This window comes from Streptomyces sp. JH34, assembly GCF_029428875.1.
Classification (GTDB): domain Bacteria; phylum Actinomycetota; class Actinomycetes; order Streptomycetales; family Streptomycetaceae; genus Streptomyces.
Window position 1 is genome coordinate 2,122,572 of sequence record NZ_JAJSOO010000001.1, and the last position, 14,101, is coordinate 2,136,672.

General features: G+C 70.4%; 10 protein-coding genes. 2 read left to right on the forward strand and 8 right to left on the reverse strand.

The window, feature by feature from the left end; translation table 11 throughout:
• Positions 1-14 precede the first annotated feature (14 nt).
• Positions 15-1,694: an ABC transporter substrate-binding protein gene (locus LWJ43_RS09155; RefSeq protein WP_277331791.1), complete on the reverse strand. Its 1,680-nt coding sequence runs from the start codon at positions 1,692-1,694 to the stop codon at positions 15-17.
• A 132-nt stretch (positions 1,695-1,826) separates the two neighbouring features.
• Positions 1,827-2,801 carry a LacI family DNA-binding transcriptional regulator gene (locus tag LWJ43_RS09160; protein WP_277335844.1) on the reverse strand — a complete coding sequence of 325 codons (975 nt, stop codon included), beginning with the start codon at positions 2,799-2,801 and terminating at the stop codon, positions 1,827-1,829.
• Positions 2,802-3,094: 293 nt separating this feature from the next.
• On the opposite strand from LWJ43_RS09160, the gene LWJ43_RS09165 reads away from it, so the two are divergent.
• Positions 3,095-4,963 carry a lectin gene (locus LWJ43_RS09165; protein WP_277331792.1) on the forward strand — a complete coding sequence of 623 codons (1,869 nt, stop codon included), beginning with the start codon at positions 3,095-3,097 and terminating at the stop codon, positions 4,961-4,963.
• Between the two features lie 151 nt (positions 4,964-5,114).
• Here the strand turns inward: LWJ43_RS09165 and cimA are convergent, their stop codons facing one another.
• The 6 genes from cimA to LWJ43_RS09195 form a co-directional block, all read right to left on the reverse strand.
• Complete coding sequence (gene cimA / locus LWJ43_RS09170; protein WP_277331793.1) at positions 5,115-6,722, reverse strand: citramalate synthase; 1,608 nt, start codon at positions 6,720-6,722, stop codon at positions 5,115-5,117.
• A gap of 278 nt (positions 6,723-7,000) precedes the next feature.
• The gene (locus LWJ43_RS09175; protein ID WP_277331794.1) at positions 7,001-7,645 is read right to left on the reverse strand and encodes a TetR/AcrR family transcriptional regulator; all 645 of its coding nucleotides are present in this window, start codon (positions 7,643-7,645) and stop codon (positions 7,001-7,003) included.
• Positions 7,646-7,915: 270 nt separating this feature from the next.
• A complete protein-coding gene (locus LWJ43_RS09180) occupies positions 7,916-9,019 on the reverse strand; it encodes a branched-chain amino acid aminotransferase (protein ID WP_277331795.1) in 1,104 nt (367 codons plus the stop codon).
• 294 nt (positions 9,020-9,313) lie between these two features.
• Positions 9,314-10,357 carry a 3-isopropylmalate dehydrogenase gene (locus tag LWJ43_RS09185; protein ID WP_277331796.1) on the reverse strand — a complete coding sequence of 348 codons (1,044 nt, stop codon included), beginning with the start codon at positions 10,355-10,357 and terminating at the stop codon, positions 9,314-9,316.
• A 105-nt stretch (positions 10,358-10,462) separates the two neighbouring features.
• The gene (locus LWJ43_RS09190) at positions 10,463-10,591 is read right to left on the reverse strand and encodes a hypothetical protein (RefSeq protein WP_277331797.1); all 129 of its coding nucleotides are present in this window, start codon (positions 10,589-10,591) and stop codon (positions 10,463-10,465) included.
• Positions 10,592-10,871: 280 nt separating this feature from the next.
• Positions 10,872-11,471 (reverse strand): TetR/AcrR family transcriptional regulator, encoded by a 600-nt coding sequence (locus tag LWJ43_RS09195; RefSeq protein WP_277331798.1) that lies wholly within the window; start codon positions 11,469-11,471, stop codon positions 10,872-10,874.
• 238 nt (positions 11,472-11,709) lie between these two features.
• On the opposite strand from LWJ43_RS09195, the gene LWJ43_RS09200 reads away from it, so the two are divergent.
• Positions 11,710-14,001 carry an exo-beta-d-1,3/1,6-glucosidase gene (locus tag LWJ43_RS09200; RefSeq protein ID WP_277331799.1) on the forward strand — a complete coding sequence of 764 codons (2,292 nt, stop codon included), beginning with the start codon at positions 11,710-11,712 and terminating at the stop codon, positions 13,999-14,001.
• Positions 14,002-14,101: the final 100 nt, after the last annotated feature.

Genomic DNA, 14,101 nt, shown 5'->3' on the forward strand with positions numbered 1-14,101 from the left:
GTTCTTCCCCGTACTTACTTGGCGGGCTCGAGGTTCAGCACGACTTCCAGCGCGTCGGGCTGGGTGTGCTGCGGGGCTGCGTACGGGTCCTGCTCGGTGGGCCAGCCCACCCAGTTCTTCGTGGAGTACTCGGCACCGATCGGGGCCGCGGCCGTCGGGATGACCGGCGCCTGCTCGACCATGATCTTCTGAAGCGTGTTCATCGCCTTGGTGCGTGCGGCGTCGTCGGTGGCGTTGGCGTACTCCTTGAGCGCGGCGGTGGCCTCGGGGCTCTTGAAGCGGCCGAAGTTGCCGAGCTGGGAGGTCTTGCCGACCGGCTGGAGGATCGCCCCGTCCATGATGTTCTGGTACATGTCGTAGGGCGTGGCGCCGCTGTTGGTCCAGTGCAGGGTGGCGTCGAAGTTGCCGGTGGCCACGTCGGTGCCCCAGGCCTCGGCGGTCTGCGTCTTGACCTTGGCCGCGATGCCGATCTGCTTGATGTTGTCCTTGATGATGGACAGTCCGGTGATGTAGTCGTTCCAGCCGGCCGGGTCGGTGAAGGTCAGCTCGACCGGCTTGCCGCTGGGGTCCTTGAGGACGCCGCCGCTGAGCTTGAACCCGGCGTCCATGAGGAGGGCCTTGGCGCCGTCCACATCGGGCTTCGTGGTGGCGTTCTTGTACTCCGGCGCGAGGAAGGGCGCACCGGCGGGCAGCGGGATGCCGGTCGGGTTGCTGATCTCCGGGTAGAGCGTGGCCTGGGCCTGCACGTGGATCGCCTTGCGGTCGACGACCATGGCCATCGCCTTGCGCAGGGCCGGGTTGTCGAACGGCTTGCGGGCGGTGTTGAACCAGAGGCCGTGGATGCCGAGGCCGGAGGGGAACCACAGCTTGTGGTTCTTGGCGTCCTTGGCGATGTACAGCTGCTTGTAGTTCGGCATGAAGACGAACGACCACTCGAGCTTCCCGCTCGCCAGGGCCGTGGTCGCCGCGCTGTTGTCGTTGTACGCGGTGTAGCGCAGCTCCTTGACCTTGGTCTCGCCCTTCCAGTAGGTGGGCGTGGCGGTCAGGGTGGTCGTCTGCGGGGTGAAGGTCTTCAGCTTGTACGGACCGGAGCCGACCGGGGTGCGGTTGGGCCAGGTCTCCGGGTTCTCGACCTTCTCCCAGATGTGCTTGGGCACGACGTAGGTCGTGATGATCTTGTTCTGGTTGACGAACTGCGACTCCTTGAAGGTCAGGACGACCTTCTCGCCCTCGACCGTGATGCCGTCGTACGGGATGCCGTTGCCGTTGAGCGCCGGGTGCTTCTTGAGCAGTTCGAAGGTGAAGGCGACGTCCGCCGCGGTCAGCGGCTTGCCGTCGGCCCACTTGGCCCGCTTGTCGAGCGTGAAGGTGAGCTTGGTGAAGTTGGACTCCCAGTCCCAGGCGGTGGCCAGCCACGGGTCCGCCTTGTCGGTGGGGCGGATCTGGTTCGTCATCGCCAGCGGCTCGTAGATCATGAAGCGGTAGCCGAGCGTGGCGCCCGCCGAGGTCGCGAGGAACGGGTTGCTGTTGTTCGTCTGCGGCCCGTCCGGCTTGCCGAGGGTCAGCACGCCTGCGGCGCCCGCGCCTCCCCCCTTGTTGGCGCCCGAGTTGGCGGACGAGCAGCCGGCGGCGAGCGCGACCACGGCAGTGGCGACTGAGAGCGCTCTCAGAGTGTGACGGCGACGTACGGACATGGCGACTCCAGGAGGACTGCGGGTCTGGGGATCCGGTGGTGGCAGCGCTCGACGCGCCGGGTGCGGGCGGTACGGGTGGTGCGGGTGCGGCGGTTCGGGGATGCGGACGGGTGACCGGCGGGGCCGGGTCCCTTAGGGCGCCGAGTGGCGCACGACCAGTTCGGTGGGCAGCACGAGGGGTCCGTCCGGCACGGCGGTTCCGCCGAGACGGGAGAGCAGCAGGCGGGCGGCCGCCTCGCCCATCTGGCGCGTGGGCTGGTGCACGGTGGTCAGCGGCGGCTCGGTGTGTTCGGCCATCGGGATGTCGTCGAAGCCGACCACGGCGACGTCGTCGGGCACGCGGCGGCCGGCGGCCCTCAGGGCGCGCAGCACTCCGGCCGCGCTGATGTCGTTGTGGGCGAACACGGAGTCGAACTCCACCCCCTGTGCGAGGAGTCGCTCGACGGCGAGACGGCCCCCGCGTTCGGTGAAGTCCCCGTCCACGACCAGTTCGGTGGGCAGGACCGAACGGAAGCCCGCGAGCCGGTCGCGCACGCAGCCGAAGTGCTCGGGGCCGGTGACGACCAGGGGTCTGGTGCGCCCGGCGGCCCGCAGATGGCGGGCGGCGGACGCGCCTCCCTCGTGGTTGGTGGTCACGACGGAGGGGAACTCCGGGTGGTGGCCCCGGTCGTCGATCAGGACGATCGGCAGACCGGACCGGTGCAGCGCGGTGAGGTGGTCGAGCGTGTTCTCCGGTTCGACGACGACGAGCCCGTCGAAGGCGCGCGCCGACACCTGGGTGGTGAAGCGCTCGACGGACTCCGCACCCCGGTTGCAGGTGAAGAGCAGCAGGCCGTGGTCCGCGGCCTCGACGGTGTCGACGACCCCCTGGAGCACCTCCCCCATCCACGGCCAGGTCAGCGAGGGCACCAGCATCCCGACCGTGCGGCTGCTGCCGCGGGCCAGCCCGACGGCGCCCGAGCTGGGCACATAACCGAGGTGTGCGATCACTTCACGAACGCGGGCGGCCGTGAGACCGTCCACTTCGCCCTTGAAGTTGATGACCCGCGACACGGTCGTCTTGCTGACGCCGGCCTCACGGGCGACATCGGCGATGGTGACACGCAACGGGGCCTCCAGGGACAAGGCGGGACAGGGTGACGGGGGCGGCCTTCGGTACCGGTTCCGCAACCGGTACCGGAACCGGTACCGGCGTTGCGGCTGGAGTTAACCGCGCCCGAACAGAGGCGTCAATACTTCACACGGAGATTGGTCCGTACCCATCACCGAAGCACGACTGGAAGCCCTTTCGTACATCTCTTGAACGAACAGAAGTCTTGACGTGGGCACGTAAGAGCAGTTCACTCACGGGTCGTTCGACGGCACTTCCCCCACGCCCCTGCCGAGAAAGGCAGCAGCCCATGATTCGGACAAGCAGAACGGCGAGAGTCCTCGTCGCGACGGCGCTCGCGACCGCGGGACTGGCCGGGCTCTCCTCCGGCACCGCGCAAGCCGCCGGTGAGCCCGTGAACATCGTGCTGACCACCACGGACGACTCCGGCGGCCGTCATGTCACCCGTGGCCTCCAGGCCCAGACACCGATCGCCTTCGGGGCCGGCAACGGCGGTTCCGGCACGAACATCACCGTCGACGAGAACACCCGCTACCAGACCTTCACCGGCGGCGGCGCCTCGTTCACGGACACCGCGGCCTGGCTGATGAAGGGCAGCGGAGCGCTGAGCCAGGCGACCCGCGACGCGACGATGAAGAAGCTCTTCTCGCCGACGGAGGGCATCGGGCTGTCCTTCGTACGCAATCCGATGGGCGGGTCGGACCTCGCGCGCTTCGGTTACACCTACGACGACATGCCGGCCGGGCAGACGGATCCGGATCTCGCCAACTTCTCGATCGCACACGATCTGCAGGACGTCCTGCCGCTCACGAAGCAGGCCCGACAGCTCAATCCGGCCCTGACGACGGTCGCCTCCCCGTGGACGGCGCCGGCCTGGATGAAGGACAGCGGGCAGCTGAACGGCGGCTGGCTGAAGGCCGAGAACTACGGCGCCTACGCGAACTACTTCGTGAAGTACCTCCAGGCGTGGAAGGACCAGGGCGTCCCGGTCGACTACGTCACCGCGCAGAACGAACCCACCTGCTGCTCCGGCTACCCGTCGATGAGCTGGAACGGCTCCGGCCTCGCCTACTTCACCAAGAGCGAACTGCTGCCGAAGCTCCGGTCGGCGGGCCTGGCCACCAAGGTGCTGGCGCACGACTGGAACTGGGACAGCTACGACGCCTACGCCGCCCCCACCGTCGACGACGCGGCCGTACGCGACCACCCGAACTTCGGCGGGGTCGCCTGGCACGGCTACGGCGGCGACGTCGCGAAGCAGACGGCGGTCCACGACCGGTACCCGCAGCTGGACGCCTTCCAGACCGAGCACTCGGGCGGCACGTGGATCGCCGACCAGCAGCGCGAGGACATGCTGAACATCATCGACTACACCCGCAACTGGGCGAAGTCGGTGACCAAGTGGTCGCTCGCCGTCGACCAGAACCGCGGTCCCCACAACGGCGGTTGCGGCACCTGCGACGGGCTGGTCACCGTGCACGACGGGGACAGCAGGCACGGCCAGGTCGACTACACGATCGAGTACTACACGATGGGTCACCTGACGAAGTACGTCAGGCCGGGCGCCACCCGCGTCGCCTCCACCGCGAGCTCCACCGTGCCCAACGTGGCCTGGCGCAACCCCGACGGTTCGAAGGCCCTCATCGCCTACAACGGGGCGGCCTCGTCCCAGCAGGTCACCGTCAACTGGGGCGGGCAGAGGTTCACCTACTCGCTGCCGGGCCGCACCTCGGCGACGTTCACCTGGTCGGGCACCCAGTCCGGCTCCTCGGGCAGTACCGGCGCCCTCGTGGGATCCGGCGGCAAGTGCCTCGACGCCACGGGCGGCAGCGGCTCCGACGGCACCCCGGTACAGATCTGGGACTGCACCGGCGCGGCCAACCAGAGGTGGACGGTCTCCGGCGACGGCTCCGTCAAGGTGCTCGGTGCCTGCCTGGACGTGACATCGGGTTCGACGGCGGACGGAGCAAAGGTCCAGCTGTACACCTGCAACGGCTCGGGCGCACAACGCTGGACGTACGACTCTTCGACGGGGGACGTCGTGAACACGGCCGCGGACAAGTGCCTGGACGTGACCGACCGGTCGACGGCCGACGGGGCCCGCGTCCAGATCTGGACCTGCACCGGTGCCGCCAACCAGAAGTGGCAGCTGCGGTAACCGATAACCGATCGCTTCGGAGTGAACTCCGGCCGCGCTCGACGCGGGCCGCCGGCACGGTTCCCTGTCCGGCTCGTTCGGGACGGCCGGGGAGGGGACCACCGCCCAAGCGTCCGGCAGGGCCCGGGACGCGTGGGCGGCCGGACACGCGTCAGTCGGTGGGCTCGACTCCGGCCCGCAGCAGGCCGTAGGTGTACGCGTCCTCCAGTGCCTGCCAGGACGCGGCGATGACGTTCTCGGCCACACCGACCGTCGCCCAGTCACCGGATCCGTCGCCCGTGGTGATCAGCACCCGGGTGGTGGATTCGGTACCGGTGCGGCCTTCCAGGATGCGGACCTTGTAGTCGACCAGCTCCAGCTTCGCGAGCTGCGGGTAGATCCGCTCCAGACCGACGCGCAGGGCCCGGTCCAGGGCGTTGACCGGTCCGTTGCCCTCGGCGGTGGCGACGATCCGCTCGCCCTTGGCCCAGAGCTTCACGGTCGCCTCGTTGGCGTGGGTGCCGTCGGGGCGGTTCTCGACGATGGCCCGCCAGGACTCGACGCGGAAGTAGCGGCGGGGCCTGCCCTCGACCTCGGCGCGCAGCAGCAGTTCGAAGGAGGCGTCGGCCGCCTCGTAGGTGTAGCCCTTCAGTTCGCGCTCCTTGACCCGCGCGACGACCCGGCCGACGAGCGCGCGGTCGTCACCCAGGTCGATGCCGAGCTCCTTGCCCTTGAGCTCGATGGAGGCGCGGCCGGCCATGTCGGACACCAGCATCCGCATGGTGTTGCCCACGCGTTCCGGGTCGATGTGCTGGTAGAGGTCCGGGTCGACCTTGATCGCGGAGGCGTGCAGTCCGGCCTTGTGGGCGAAGGCGGAGACGCCGACGTACGGCTGGTGGGTGGACGGCGTCAGGTTGACGACCTCGGCGATGGCGTGGGAGACACGGGTCATCTCGGCGAGCGCGCCCTCGTGCAGGACCGTCTTGCCGTACTTGAGTTCCAGCGCGGCGACGACGGGGAAGAGGTTCGCGTTCCCGACCCGTTCGCCGTAGCCGTTGGCGGTGCACTGCACATGGGTGGCGCCCGCGTCCACGGCGGCAAGCGTGTTGGCGACGGCGCAGCCCGTGTCGTCCTGGGCGTGGATGCCGATCCGGGCGCCGGTGTCGGCGAGGACGGTGGAGACGACGGCCTGCACCTGTGCGGGGAGCATCCCGCCGTTGGTGTCGCAGAGGATGACCACGTCGGCGCCGGCCTCGTGGGCGGTGCGCACGACCGCCTTGGCGTACTCCGGATTCGCGCGGTAGCCGTCGAAGAAGTGCTCGCAGTCGACGAAGACCCGGCGGCCCTGCTCCCGGAGGTGGGCGACGGTGTCGCGGACCATCTCGAGGTTCTCGTCCAGGGTGGTGCGCAGGGCCAGTTCGACGTGGCGGTCGTGCGACTTGGCGACCAGGGTGATCACCGGGGCCCCGGAGTCCAGGAGCGCCTGGACCTGCGGGTCCTCGGAAGCCTTGCCGCCGGCCCTGCGGGTGGCGCCGAAGGCGACGAGCTGGGCGTGCTCGAAGTCGATCTCCTGCTGGGCACGGGCGAAGAACTCGGTGTCACGGGGGTTGGCGCCGGGCCAGCCGCCCTCGATGAAGCCCACGCCGAAGTCGTCCAGATGCCGGGCAATGGTCAGCTTGTCCGCGACCGTCAGGTTGATGCCTTCACGCTGCGCACCGTCGCGCAGGGTGGTGTCGAACACATGGAAGGTGTCGTCGGGGGCCGTGGCCTTGGTGGTCATGCTGATCTGACTCCTGTCGGGTGAGCGGATCCGGACGAATCGGCTCCACTTGCCCCCATCCTCTCGCGTGCCTCGCTCCGGCCGTGGTGTGGGCCGGAAAACGAAAAAACCCCTCGCGGGTGCGAGAGGTCTGCGCGCGGGTCTGGGGCACGATGTCCGTTCCGTACGTGGTGATACGGGACGGTCACTGCGGACCGGCGCGCCTGCTGCCGATAATCATGGCGGACGAGGACACGCGAGCAGTCTGGCACAACGGCGCCACCGGGTCCCGGCCCGTCTCAGAATCCGGGCATGACGTGCGTCGCACGGGTGCCGGCCCCGGGAGGCGTGAGCGTCTCGTCCGCGTACGTACGCAGCTGCTCCAGCACCTGCTCCCGCCCGGTGCCGGGGATGCCGACGGTGACGTGCACGCTGAACCCGTCCATCAGGGCCCGCAGCCGGGTCGCGGTCCGGCCCGCCTCGACGGCCCGGAACTCCCCGCGGGCGATGCCGTCGGCCAGCAGCTCCGTGAGATCGCGGTGCCAGGCGTCCTCGATGGCGGCCTGCCGGGCACGGGCGTCGTCGTCGGCCCCTTGCGAGCGGTTCCAGACCTCGAGCCAGAGCGTCCAGTGCGGGTCGTGGTGACCGTCGGGGACGTACAGCGCGATGTAGGCGTCGAGCCGCTCGCGTGCGGTGCCGGGCCCGGCGAGCAGGGCCCGGCGCTCGGTGCCGAGCCGCGCCTCGCTCCACTCCCAGGTCTGCAGCAGCAGCTCGTCCTTGGTACGGAAGTAGTAGAGGAGGTGCCCGCTGCTCATCCCGACCTCGCGGCCGAGCCCCGCCATCGTGAGCCCGTCGAGTCCGCGCTCGGCGACGGTGGCCATGACGGCGGCGAGGACGTCCTCCCGCGGCGGGGCGATGTTGCGGCGGCGCGGTGTACGGGGCACGGTCTCGGATCCTGGGCTGTCGCTGCGTGATGCAGTGGATGCCTCCACCGCCGGCAAGATCGTACGGGCGTCGACGGGTGTCACCGTGCGGCCGGGAACAGGTCGTCGAACACGACTGCCGGCTCCCCGCGGCCCTCGGGTCGTCGAAGGCGCAGAGGATCACCCCACCGCCGCAGAGGTGCTCAGGACTCGGACCGGAGCCGGGGACGACGAGGACCGCGCCCCGGCGACGGTGTCCAGGGGCGCGGCCTTCACTGCCGGGGGCCGGGACTAGCCGAGCCGGTGCATCCAGCCGTGGGTGTCCTCGGCGATGCCGCGCTGGATGTCCAGCAGGCGCTCACGCAGCTTGAGCGTGACCTCGCCGGGCGTGCCGTCGCCCTGGGTCCACTCGCCGTCCGCGGACTTCACGGTGCCGACGGGCGTGATGACGGCGGCGGTGCCGCAGGCGAAGACCTCGGTGAGGGTGCCGTTCTCGGTGTCGGCGCGCCACTGGTCGATGGAGACGCGGCCCTCCTCGGAGGTGTAACCGAGGTCGCGTGCGACGGTGAGGAGGGAGTCACGGGTGACGCCGGCGAGCAGCGAGCCGGTGAGGGAGGGCGTGACGATGCGCTTGCCGCCGTCCTCCTGCCCGTACACGAAGTACAGGTTCATGCCGCCCAGCTCCTCGACCCACTTGTGCTCGACGGCGTCGAGGTAGGCGACCTGGTCGCAGCCCTGTGAGGCGGCCTCGGCCTGGGCCAGGAGGGAGGCCGCGTAGTTGCCGCCGGTCTTGGCGTCGCCCATGCCGCCGGGGACGGCGCGGACCCGGTCCTGGGAGAGCCAGATCGAGACGGGCTTCACCCCACCGGGGAAGTAGGCGCCGGCCGGGGAGGCGATGACGAGGAACAGGTACTCGTTGGCCGGGCGGACGCCGAGACCCACCTCGGCGGCGATCATGAACGGACGCAGGTAGAGGGACTCCTCGCCGCCGTGGGCCGGGACCCAGGCCTGGTCCTGCTGGACCAGGACGTCGCACGCCTCGATGAAGGTCTCGACGGGCAGCGCCGGCATCGCGAGCCGGGCGGCGGACCGCTGGAAGCGGACGGCGTTGACCTCGGGACGGAAGGTGGCCACCGTGCCGTCGGGCTGCCGGTACGCCTTGAGCCCCTCGAAGATCTCCTGCGCGTAGTGCAGCGTCATGTTCGCGGGGTCCATCGACAGCGGCCCGTAGGGCACGAGCTGGGCGTCGTGCCAGCCGCGGCCCTCGGTCCAGCGGATGGTCACCATGTGGTCGGTGAAGTGGCGGCCGAAGCCGGGGCTGGTCAGGATCGCCTCGCGCTCCGCGTCGGACAGCGGGCTGGAGGAGGGCTTGAGCTCGATCGTGGGCGTCGTCATGAGTGCGTGTCCTTCACCGGTCTTGTGTGTGATGGACCGCGCTCACGCCCGCTCCCGCCCGGCCTTCACCGGGCAGGTAGTAGGACGTCCGAGCTCCGCCGCGAGCCGCGGTCCCGCGTTCGATTATCTCCCGGGGGCGGCCCTGCACGAAATGACGTGTTTGCGGCGACGTACACGATGACGTTCGCGCGATGCGAGAACGCGGTCCAGAGGTCGATGGTGGCACCCGGGGACCGCAGGAAGAAGCCGCCGGGTGCGGTTGCGACCCGGCGGCTTCGAAGTGGAGACGTCGGGTCAGCTCGCTACGCGTACCGCGAGCGCGTCGCCGATCTCGTCGGTGGTGCGCGCCTGCTTGCCGTCACGCTCCGCGAGGTCGGCGGAGACCGCCTCCTCGATGCGCACGGCCTCGGCCTCGTAGCCGAGGTGGCGCAGCAGGAGGGCGACGGACAGGATCGTGGCGGTCGGGTCCGCCTTGCCCTGGCCCGCGATGTCGGGCGCGGTGCCGTGCACCGGCTCGAACATGGAGGGGAAGGCACCCGTCGGGTTGATGTTGCCGGACGCGGCCAGGCCGATGCCGCCGGTCACGGCCGCGGCGAGGTCGGTGAGGATGTCGCCGAAGAGGTTGTCGGTGACGATGACGTCGAATCGCTCCGGCTGCGTGACGAAGAAGATCGTCGCGGCGTCGACGTGCAGGTAGTCGGTGGTGACCTCGGGGTACTCGGCCGCGACCTTGTCGAAGGTGTTCTTCCACAGGTGGCCCGCGTACACGAGGACGTTGTTCTTGTGGACCAGCGTCAGCTTCTTGCGCGGGCGGGCGGCGGCACGCGCGAAGGCGTCGCGCACGACACGCTCGACGCCGTAGGCGGTGTTGACGCTGACCTCGGTGGCGACCTCGTGCTCGGTGCCCGTGCGCAGGGAACCGCCGTTGCCCGTGTACGGGCCCTCGGTACCCTCCCGGACGACGACGAAGTCGATCTCGGGGCGGCCGGCCAGCGGGGTCGCGGTGTTCGGGAAGAGCTTCGACGGCCGCAGGTTGATGAAGTGGTCGAAGGCGAAACGCAGCTTCAGCAGGAGTCCCCGCTCCAGCACGCCCGACGGCACGGACGGGTCGCCGATGGCGCCGAGCAGGATGGCGTCGTGCCCCTTGAGGGCCTCGAGCTCCGCGTCGGGAAGGGTTTCACCGGTGCGGTGCCATCGCTGGGCTCCGAGGTCGTACTCCTTGGTCTCCAGCTTCACATCCTGCGGGAGAACAGCGTTGAGAACCTTGAGGCCCTGGGTGACGACCTCCTGGCCGATACCGTCGCCGGGGATCACTGCGAGATCGATGCTGCGAGACATGACCAGGACCCTAGCCTTCCGTCCCACCCCATGACATTCCGCGTCCACGATGCGGACGGGACGCCTCCCCGCACGAGGCGGGCGCCATGAGGCGGGACCGCACCCTCAGTGGCCCGTGGAACCGCCGTTGTCCCTGCGGTCGAGAGCCCGCTGCAGGGCAGCGGCGGCGTTCTTGCGCTCCGACTCGGCGGAGCGGGGGGTGTGGCGGACGCGGCGGACAGTGGTCTGGGCCATGGGGGGTCAACTCCTTGAGATCGCGTGGATTCCGGGATCAGGACGTCGCACGGTGGACGTCGGGATCGGGATTTCGAAGCGCCCGAAGGGGCGGGGAGCGAATGCCGCAGGGGTTGCCTGCATCGGGCACACTCACGCACGCCGGTCGCTGGATCAGCGATTCGTTCGGCTCCTACAAAGCTAGGACAGCTCGGCCCGTCTGTCTCTACAGATACTCGGACTTCCTACTATCTGAGACGGCCGGAGCGGACGGTCCGTGCCGCGGAACCGGTATCGGGCCTCAGAGACCGACCGTGAGCTGGGCCTCGATGTGCGCGCGCAGGACTCCGGCCATGTCCGTGGTGCAGTCGCTGAGCAGCCACTGCACCTGGAGCCCGTCCATGAGGGCGATCAGCTGCGGGCCGGCGGCGTCGGGAACGACGCCGGCCCGCAGCGCGCCCTCCAGGCGCGCCTGTTCGTAGGCGAGCCGGGCGCCCGCCACCGAGTTCTCGTAGCGGCGCACGAAGTATTTGTGGGCGGGGTGGTCGGCGGCCGTCGCCTCGGCGGAGACCACCGAGAAAAGTTCGACGATCCCCCGCCGCGCGGAGTTCAGCGCGGCCAGCTCGGCGAACCGTCTCAGCCGTCCGACGCCCGTGGTGCCGCCGAGGGAGAGCCACTCGTCGTCCACGTCGTCGCGGTGTTCGAGCACCGCGAGCAGGAGCGCCTCCTTGGTCGGGAAGTGGTGCAGCAGGCCGGTGTGGGAGATGCCGCACCGGGTCGCGATCACCCTGAGCGAGGCGCCCCGGTAGCCCGCCTCACCGAACAGGGCCATGGCCTGGTCGAGGATCTCCCGCCGCTTGGCGCGGCCCTTCGCGTAGCCACGGGGCACTTCGGCCGTCACTCGCCACTCTCCCGGTCCGCCGGCGTGGTCCGGCCGGCACTTCGGTGCGTCAGGTTCCCATGCGACCCCACGGACGGCGCCCTCGGCGGCTCCGCCCGCCGGAGGACCGGTTCCACGGGGACCGGACCGCTCCGCCCCGGGATCCTTTCCACGGGCGTTCCGAATTCCCGAAGATACTTACCAGGTGGTCGGTATTGACTCTATGGTGAAGGCGAACCGTGTCGCGAAAGGACCTCCCGTGTCCCCCTCCCTGCCCTATCTCGACCCCACGCTCCCCGTTCCCGAGCGGGTCGGCGACCTCCTCGGCCGCATGACCCTGGCCGAGAAGACCGGTCAGATGCTCCAGCTGAACGCGAAGGACGGGGTACGCCACGCCATCGAGGACCTGCACGCGGGTTCGATCCTCCACGCCTCCCCCGAGCGGGTCCTGGAGGCGGCGGCGCTGACGGAGCGGACCCGGCTGCGCATCCCTCTGCTCGTCGCGGAGGACTGCATCCACGGCCACTCCTTCTGGGAGGGGGCCACGATCTACCCCACGCAGCTCGGCCTGGCCGCGACCTGGGACCCGGAGCTCGTGGAGCGCGTCGCCAGGGCCACCGCCGTCGAGGTCGCCGCGACGGGCGTCCACTGGACGTTCTCGCCGGTGCTCTGCATCACCCGGGACCTGCGCTGGGGCCGGGTCAGCGAGACGTTCGGCGAGGACCCCTTCCTGATCGGCGAACTGGCCTCGGCGATGGTCCGCGGCTACCAGGGCGACGGTCTGGGCGACCCGACGGCGGTGCTGGCGTGCGCCAAGCACTTCGCGGGCTACTCCGAGACGCAGGGCGGCCGTGACGCGAGCGAGGCCGACATCTCCCGGCGCAAGCTGCGGTCCTGGTTCCTGCCCCCGTTCGAACGGGTCGCCCGCGAGGGCTGCCGCACGTTCATGCTCGGCTACCAGTCGATGGATGGGGTGCCGATCACCGTCAACGACTGGCTGCTCAACGAGGTGCTGCGCGGCGAGTGGGGCTACACCGGCACGCTGGTCACCGACTGGGACAACGTCGGCCGCATGGTGTGGGAACAGCGGATCCACGCCGACCACACCCAGGCCGCCGCGGCGGCGGTCCGGGCGGGCAACGACATGGTGATGACGACCCCCCAGTTCTTCGAGGGCGCGCAGAACGCCGTCGCCGAGGGCACGCTGGACGAGACGGAGATCGACGCGGCCGTACGGCGCGTCCTGACCCTCAAGTTCGAGCTCGGACTGTTCGAGGACCCCCGCCACCCCGACACCGACCGGCAGGCGGCGGTCATCGGCAGCGCGGAACACACCGTGCTGAACCTGGAGGCCGCCCGCCGCTCCCTGGTCCTGCTGACCAACGACGGCACGCTTCCGCTGGCCGGCGGATTCGTGGCCGGCCAGGACGGACGCGCCGTCGCCGGTCCGGGGACGGCCCCGCGCACGGTCGCCGTCGTCGGACCCAACGCCGACGACGCGCAGACCCAGCTGGGCGACTGGGCGGGTTCCTCCGGCCAGGCCGACTGGCTGCCGGACGGTCACCCCCGCGCCATGATCCGTACCGTGCTCGACGGCTTCCGCGAGCACGTCCCGGACGGGTGGGACGTCACCTACGCCCGTGGGGCCGAGATCCTCTCCGTGGGGCCCGACCCCGAGGGGGCGTTCTTCCCGGACGGACAGCCCCGTCCGGACGTCGTCGTCCCCGCGGAGCCCTCCGAGACCCTGATCGCCGAGGCCGTCGCAGCGGCCGAGGCCGCCGATCACGTCGTCGCCGTGGTCGGCGACCGCATCGAACTGATCGGCGAGGGGAAGTCCACCGCCACCCTGGAGCTCGTCGGCGACCAGATCGCGCTGCTCGACGCGCTCGCCGCGACCGGCAAGCCGCTGGTCGTCGTGGTCATCAGCTCGAAGCCCCTGGTGCTCCCGCCGTCCGCCCTCGGCGCGGCCGCGGTCGTGCACGCCTTCAACCCGGGCATGCAGGGCGGCCGGGCGGTGGCCGAGGTCCTGCTGGGTCTCGTGGAGCCGTCGGGCCGGCTGCCCGTCTCCTTCGCCCGGCACGCGGGTCAGCAGCCGACGTACTACAACCAGATCCGCGGTCAGCACGGCTCCCGGTACGCCGACCTCACCCAGCGTCCGGCCTTCGTGTTCGGCGAGGGCCTGAGCTACACGACCGTCGCGTACTCCGGTCTCGAGGTGCTCACGGCGGACGTCGGTGAGAGCGACACGCTGCGGGCGCGCGTCACCGTCCGCAACACGGGCGACCGGCCGGCCCTGGAGACCGTGCAGGTGTACGTCAGCGACACCGTGACGTCCGTGACCTGGGCCGAGAAGGAACTCAAGGCCTACCGCCAGGTGACGCTCGCCCCGGGCGAGGCGCGCGAGGTGCTGCTGGAGCTGCCCGTCTCGGAGTGCACCCTCGTGGACGCGGCGGGCCGGCGGATCGTCGAGCCCGGCGCCTTCGAGCTGCTGGTCGGCCCGTCCTCGGACGACCACACCCTCCTGCGGGCGGGTTTCACCGTCAAGGGCTGAGACCGCCGGCCGGACCATGGAAACCGCCCCCCGGCCGGCGGGGGAGCCGGTCGGGGGGCGGAGTGCGGGGCGGGGCGCCCGGTGCGGGCGCCCCGGGGGC

Bases quoted from the DNA above. Each gene is read 5' to 3' on its own strand.
- LWJ43_RS09155 (WP_277331791.1), bottom strand. From the start codon at position 1,694: ATGTCCGTACGTCGCCGTCACACTCTGAGAGCGCTCTCAGTCGCCACT.
- LWJ43_RS09165 (WP_277331792.1), top strand. From the start codon at position 3,095: ATGATTCGGACAAGCAGAACGGCGAGAGTCCTCGTCGCGACGGCGCTC.
- cimA (WP_277331793.1), bottom strand. From the start codon at position 6,722: ATGACCACCAAGGCCACGGCCCCCGACGACACCTTCCATGTGTTCGAC.
- LWJ43_RS09180 (WP_277331795.1), bottom strand. From the start codon at position 9,019: ATGACGACGCCCACGATCGAGCTCAAGCCCTCCTCCAGCCCGCTGTCC.
- LWJ43_RS09185 (WP_277331796.1), bottom strand. From the start codon at position 10,357: ATGTCTCGCAGCATCGATCTCGCAGTGATCCCCGGCGACGGTATCGGC.
- LWJ43_RS09190 (WP_277331797.1), bottom strand. From the start codon at position 10,591: ATGGCCCAGACCACTGTCCGCCGCGTCCGCCACACCCCCCGCTCCGCC.